The organism is Mesorhizobium sp. M0854 (genome assembly GCF_040319815.1).
Taxonomy (GTDB): Bacteria; Pseudomonadota; Alphaproteobacteria; order Rhizobiales; family Rhizobiaceae; genus Mesorhizobium.
Map to the genome: position 1 here is coordinate 1 of NZ_JAMYOL010000063.1, position 6,112 is coordinate 6,112.

General features: G+C 62.1%; 6 protein-coding genes. All 6 read right to left on the reverse strand.

Annotated elements, in window-relative coordinates:
• Positions 1–626 (reverse strand): transketolase (locus NKH99_RS32360; RefSeq protein WP_353017920.1); only part of this gene is annotated, 626 nt, incomplete at its 3' end.
• A 19-nt stretch (positions 627–645) separates the two neighbouring features.
• Positions 646–1,398: an SDR family NAD(P)-dependent oxidoreductase gene (locus tag NKH99_RS32365; RefSeq protein WP_023722445.1), complete on the reverse strand. Its 753-nt coding sequence runs from the start codon at positions 1,396–1,398 to the stop codon at positions 646–648.
• Between the two features lie 35 nt (positions 1,399–1,433).
• Complete coding sequence (locus NKH99_RS32370; protein WP_353017913.1) at positions 1,434–2,327, reverse strand: amidohydrolase family protein; 894 nt, start codon at positions 2,325–2,327, stop codon at positions 1,434–1,436.
• A 64-nt stretch (positions 2,328–2,391) separates the two neighbouring features.
• Positions 2,392–3,354 (reverse strand): substrate-binding domain-containing protein, encoded by a 963-nt coding sequence (locus NKH99_RS32375; protein WP_353017915.1) that lies wholly within the window; start codon positions 3,352–3,354, stop codon positions 2,392–2,394.
• Between the two features lie 22 nt (positions 3,355–3,376).
• Entirely contained in the window at positions 3,377–4,381 is a 1,005-nt protein-coding gene (locus tag NKH99_RS32380) for an ABC transporter permease (protein WP_353017917.1), read from the reverse strand.
• Positions 4,378–5,910: an ATP-binding cassette domain-containing protein gene (locus tag NKH99_RS32385; protein ID WP_353017918.1), complete on the reverse strand. Its 1,533-nt coding sequence runs from the start codon at positions 5,908–5,910 to the stop codon at positions 4,378–4,380. Before NKH99_RS32385 ends, NKH99_RS32380 begins: the two co-directional genes overlap by 4 nt.
• Positions 5,911–6,112 lie beyond the last annotated feature (202 nt).

Below are 6,112 nucleotides of genomic sequence, written 5' to 3' on the forward strand. Positions count from 1 at the left end.
TGCGCATGCCAGCCGAACGCCTCGAACTTGTCGGTCACCGGTTCGGAGGAGAGCATGGCCGTCGACGGACCATCGGCCTGCTGATCGTTGAAGTCGACAATGGCAATGAGATTGTCGAGCTTGTGGTGGGCGGCCGACATCGCGGCTTCCCAGGTCGAGCCCTCACCGAGCTCGCCGTCGGACAAAAGATTGTAGACGAAACTGTCGCTTCGCTTGCGCGTCAGCCCCATGCACATGCCAACGGCAATGCCAAGGCCGTGACCGAGCGAGCCGCCGGTGATCTCCATGCCGGGCGTGTATGGCGCCATGCCGGACATCGGCATACGGCTTTCATCGCTGCCATAGGTTTCGAGCTCTTCCTCCGGCAGCACGCCCGCTTCGATCAGAGCCGCGTAGAGCGCGATCGCATAGTGTCCGATCGACAGCAGGAAGCGGTCGCGTCCCTCCCACAACGTGTCCTCCGGCCGGTAACGAAGCGCATGGAAATAGGCGACGGCAAGCACGTCGGCGACACCCAGCGCCTGTCCAACATAACCTTGGCCCTGGACTTGACCCATCCGCACGGCGTGTCGGCGGATACGATAGGCTCGTTCGGCCAGGCTGACATTGCTGCCAGCGCGAGGCATCTCAAGATCCGTTATCCTCTCAGCCATGGATCAGCATCCCACCGTTGACGTCGATCACGGCGCCGGTGATGTAGCTGGCCAGATCGGACGCCAAAAAGAGGTAGGCGCCAGCGACGTCGCGCGCATCCCCCAGCCGGCTGAGCGGGATTCCCTTGATGATGTCGGCGCGCATGGCTTCGGTCAGTTTGCCGCCGGTGATGTCGGTCTGGATCAGGCCCGGTGTGACACAGTTGACGCGGATGCCTTCGGGACCGAATTCGCGCGCCATGGCCTTGGCAAGCCCCAGAACACCCGCCTTGGCAGCCGAATAGTGCGGGCCACCGAAGATGCCGCCGCCGCGCTGGGCCGAAACCGACGACATGCAGATGATCGAGCCACCGCCATTTTCGCGCATGTTCGGGATGAATGCCTGGCTGAGATAGAGCACGCCGCGTAGGTTGACATCGAGCATGCGGTCCCAGTCAGCCGGGCCGATATCCAGTGTCTTTGCGGGCTGCGTGATCCCGGCAATGTTGCACAGCACGTCGACCTTGCCGAAGGCTTCGGCCACTTCGGCAGCAGCCCTCTTGCAGGCATCGAGGTCGGCGACGTTACAGGCGAGGCCAATGTGCTCGGGCCCAAGCGACTCGGCGGCGTCACGGGCCTGTTGCTCATCGAGGTCAAGAATAGCAATGCGCGCGCCTTGCTCCGCCATCAGCGTTGCCGTGGAGCGGCCTATCCCCCGAGGGCTCGCGGCCCCTGAAATCACCACGGCCTTGCCCTTCAGCAACATGTCGAACTCTCCTGCTATTTCTCTTTGCCGGTGATCTAAAGTCGGTAGAACCGGGCGGCGTTGTCGTGGAACAACGCAAGCCGCTCCTCATGGGTGTAGCCTCGCGTGATCTCCTTGAAGGCGTTCACGATCGCATCGAAGCTCGAAAACAGCTTGTCGACCGGAAAGTTCGTCGCGAACATGCAGCGGCCGACCCCGAACGCCCCGAACGCTTCCTCGACATAGGGACGGATCGATGCAGCGGTCCATCGCCAGTCGCCCATGCCGAGACCCGAGATCTTGCAGGCGACGTTCGGCGCTTGCGCCAACTGGTGCATGCCTTTTTTCCAGGCGCCAAAATGCTCGGCGCCGTCGACCTGCATGCCGGTGTGATTGAGAATGATCTGGACGTCGGGGAAGTCCAGCGCGAGCTCGAGAAACTCGCCCATCTGCGGATAGTAGAGCTGCAAGTCGAAGCTCAGCCGTCGCTTCGCCAGCTCCCGGAAACCACGCCGCCATTCGGGTGTCCGGCTCACCTCCGGCCGCGCCTGATATGTCTTAGCGGCGTCAGGATGGTAGTTCATCGACTGCCGGATACCCCTGAAATTCGGATACTCCATGTGCCGGTCGAGGAGGTCGCTGACATCGGGTCTAGACAGGTCGGCATAGCCGACGATGCCGTGGGGGAAGCCTCGTTTGTTCGCGATCTCCTGCAGCCAGCGGGTCTCCCCAACCGGATCGCTGGGATCGAACCCTACGTCCAAGTGCACCGATTTCACCAGGGTCTGGTTCCTGGCGTCTTCTAGATAGTCGTCGAGAAGGTAGCTTTTGCGGATCGCCTCGTAGTCACCGAAAGCTGACGGCTTAACTCCGTCGGTCAGCCACGGATAATAATTGGTCTCCAGATCCCACAAATGATGGTGCGGATCGATGAACGGCAGCTCGGCCACGGTCGGGATTCCTTGCTCGAGGTCTGGACCCGCCGGCCAAGCCGGCGGGTCCATTGGGTGGCGGTCAGTTGCTCGGCGGAAAGACGCGGGCGATGACCTTCTTGGCCTCAGGACTGTCGACCTTGTCGGCGGTAACAAGAGGCATCACCAAGGCCATGTCCTGGGTCACCGGTGCGCCCGTCAGTGCGTTGTAGACCTGTTGGGTTCCGTCGATGCCTTGGCCCACCGCCTCCTGGAAGAAGATGCCCTGGATCGCTCCTTTCTTGAGCAGCGCGATCGTGGTCGGCGAGCCGTCGGCCACGGTAATGCCGATCTTGCCGGCCAAGCCGCGCGTTTCGACCACCTTGGCGGCGCCGCTGCCGGCTTCGTCATACATGCCGTAGATGGCCTTGACATCGGGATTGGCGGTCAAGAGGTCATTTGCCTGGGTGACGGCTTCGTTGATCGTCAGGCCCCGCGTCTCCAGCATCTGGACGAGGTCACACCCTGCGGCCGCGAACGCCTCCTTAGCGCCCTTGAGGTACTTCTGCGCATTCTCCCGATCCTGCGGCAAGGACAGCATACCGACCTTGTTGCCGCCACGCTCCTTGGCGAGCTCGCAGGTGAATTTCCCCTGCGCCTTGCCGGTCTCATAGTTGTTGGCGGTGACCGAGGACGTATAGTTGGTGAGGCCCGGTTGCGGCCCGATGCCGGCGAAGGCGATCGGCACTTTCTGCTTCGCCAGATAGTCGAGCAGCGGCGGTGTCGAGGTCGAGCTGACGGGGCCGATCACGATGGCCGCGACGCCTTTGGTCACGGCGGTCCTGGCATTGTCCATCTGCTTGGCGGGCGAATTCTCCGACGTGTACTCGACATAGTCCATGCCAAGCTCGTTGGCCTTCTCCTTCACGCCGTACCCGACCCATTGCCAGTAGGAGATGTCCAGCGACGGGGCGATGTAGGCGACGGTCTTCTTGTCTTCAGCGTATGATGCGCTGGACAAGGTAGCCGCCGCCAACGCTGCAAGTAGTATGGTCTTAAACTTCATCTTGGTTCCTCCCATTGATGATCTAGATGCGGTTCTTGTTGCTGAAGCGGTCAATCAGCACCGCGAGCAGGATCGCGGCGCCGGTGACTGAGCCTTGCCAGAAGCTGTTCACGCCGATGAGATTCACGCCGTTCTGGATGCAGGTGATCATCAGAGCGCCCAGCACAGCGCCAATGGCACTGCCTGTTCCGCCAAAGAGGCTGGCCCCGCCAATGACGACGGCGGCGATTGCCTGCAGCATCAGGCTGGCGCCGGCAGTGGCTTCGGCGTTGAGGATGTAGCTCACCGTCAACAGCCCGGCGAAAGAGGCGAGCAGGCCCGAAGCGACATAGGCAGCAAACTTGATGCGCAGAACCGGAATGCCGAGCAGCCGGGCAGCAATTGCCGACGAGCCGACGGCAAAGAACCAGCGTCCGAGCACGACCTTGCGCAGGACGTATTCCAGCGCGATCATCAATATGATGCAGAACAGAAGATGGTTGGGGACGCCCGGGATAATCTCGCCCGAATTCAGGAGCCAGAAATCCGGGGCGCCGATCGGCATCGAACGCCCATTGGTGACGATGAAGGCAAGGCTGCCCGCCACCGCGTACGTGATGAGCGTGACGACGAAAGGCGCGAGCCCGACGACCGTGACCAGAAGGCCATTGATCGAGCCGAACACAAGGCCGACCGCCAGGCCGGCAGCACTCGCGGTCAGTCCGTCAGCGCCATTGGCCATCGCCAACGCGGTCACCATTCCGGTCAGGGAAAAGACTGAACCGACCGAAAGATCGATTCCGCCGGTAATGACGACCAGCAAAACACCGAGCGACATGATTATGAGAGGCGCGGCGGCCTGGATGATGTTTTGCACATTGCCCATGCTGAGTGCTGCGGGCACGAACATGCCGACGGCCAGCAGCAGGACGACGATCGCAGCGGCAATCGCGGCTTCCGTGCGGTAGGACAAAAGAACTGCTGGGACGCGTGAGTTGGCGGTCCGGAGTTTGTTCGTGGTGGCGGTCCCGTTGGTTGCGTCGGTCATGCCGCCATCCCCGTCAGTTCGGCGAGCCCCTCTTCGGTGAAGTGCTCTTCAGGCAGGAATCCCTTCGGCTGCCCATCGGTGTCGAAGGCGAAAATGGCGTCGCAAAGCTCAAGCAGTTCGACATTCTCGGTCGACCACCAGACGATGATCGCGCCAGCGTCGGCCATCTCCCGGATCAAACCGTAAATGTCATGCTTGGTGCCGATGTCGACGCCACGCGTCGGCTCTTCCAGCACCACCATCCGGAGCGGCAGCCCAAGCCACCGTGCGACGAGAAGCTTCTGCTGGTTGCCGCCGGACAACGAGGCCGGCAGGTCCCAGATCGAGCTGGCTTTCAACTTCAGCGCCGAAACGAGATCACGACATTCCTGCCGCTCGGCTGCGGCTACGATCCGCCGCCTCTCGCGAACCCTGCGCGCTGCAAGCACGTTGTCGACGATGGGAAGCTGCGAAAGGATGCCCTTGGTTGCTCGGTCGCCCGAGATAAACCCGATACCCGCGCGCGCCGCTGCTGCTGGGGACGAGAAGCGGTCGCCGAAACCCTCGCCGGAAAGGCACCAGCCAGTCCCGGGTCCGGCGCCCACCAGCGGAGCTATGAGACCGGTCGGGCCCGCGGGTGCGCCGGCCAGTCCCAGGATGGTGCCAGACGAAATCGCGATCCTGACGTCGCCGGGGCCGAGGAGTTCGACTGGTGCGCCCTGTCGGAGGTGTTTTTGCGGGTTGCGGTGCATTGCCGGACGCTGCGCGAGTTGTCCCATCTGCTGGACGATTTCGGCGTCGCTGAGCAATGCAAGCGGCGTGGCATTTGCGATCGTGACGCCATCGCGCAAGATCGTGCAGACATCGCAGAGCGCGCGGATTTCCCGCATCCGGTGAGAAACAAAGACCATGCCGATGCCTTCCTCGTGAACCAACCGCTTCAGCACCGAGAAGAGTTTGGCCGTCTCGCCGGCGGTGAGATTGGCCGTGGGCTCGTCGAGAAGCAGCACTTCGGCTCCGGTGGAAAGGGCACGAGCGATCTCGACGATCTGGCCTTCGTGGAGGGACAATTTGCGTGCCGGCAGATGGATGATCTCTTCGCCGATCGCTGGGTCGATCAGCCGGAGCGCTCCGAGCGCAGTTTCGCGCATGCGGCGACGGCTGATCTGCGACCAGCCCGACCTCGCATGCACAATGCCGATGTTTTCCGCGACCGACAGCTCGGGCAATAGCGCCAGCTCCTGATGCACCACCGCGATGATCGGGCTGGTGTGGCCGGCCTTCGACGAGGCGAAGCTAATATCGCCGGCATCGCGTGAGATCAGCCCGGTGATGATGCGGATCAGGGTGCTTTTGCCGGCGCCGTTGCCGCCCAGGAGCGCGTGGATTTCGCCAGGCCGGACCTGAAAATTCACGCCCCGAAGGACACGGGTTGCGTCATAACTCTTCTCGATATTGGCAGCTTCGATCAGGGGCTTCTTGGTCGATGCCTGTCCAACTGCCGGCACATTGCCGGCACTACCCAAGCTTTGGGCTGCACCCGGTTCCATTCTGTATCTCCTCCCGAGACCACAGGAGGATGCGACCGATTGACATTCGGCTCAATTTTCGTTTCTTAACATTCTGTGTAGCTGAGCTTAACTGACGAGGACGAGGTGAGACATCAATTCAATTCGATGACGCATTTCGAGGCAGTCGCGCGGCTCGGCGGCGTGGCAAAGGCCGCTCAGGAATTGCAGGTGACACCTTCGG

What these genes read in the sequence shown, in the direction of transcription:
- NKH99_RS32380 (WP_353017917.1), bottom strand. Translation starts at nt 4,381, where the DNA reads ATGACCGACGCAACCAACGGGACCGCCACCACGAACAAACTCCGGACC.
- NKH99_RS32375 (WP_353017915.1), bottom strand. Translation starts at nt 3,354, where the DNA reads ATGAAGTTTAAGACCATACTACTTGCAGCGTTGGCGGCGGCTACCTTG.
- NKH99_RS32365 (WP_023722445.1), bottom strand. Translation starts at nt 1,398, where the DNA reads ATGTTGCTGAAGGGCAAGGCCGTGGTGATTTCAGGGGCCGCGAGCCCT.
- NKH99_RS32385 (WP_353017918.1), bottom strand. Translation starts at nt 5,910, where the DNA reads ATGGAACCGGGTGCAGCCCAAAGCTTGGGTAGTGCCGGCAATGTGCCG.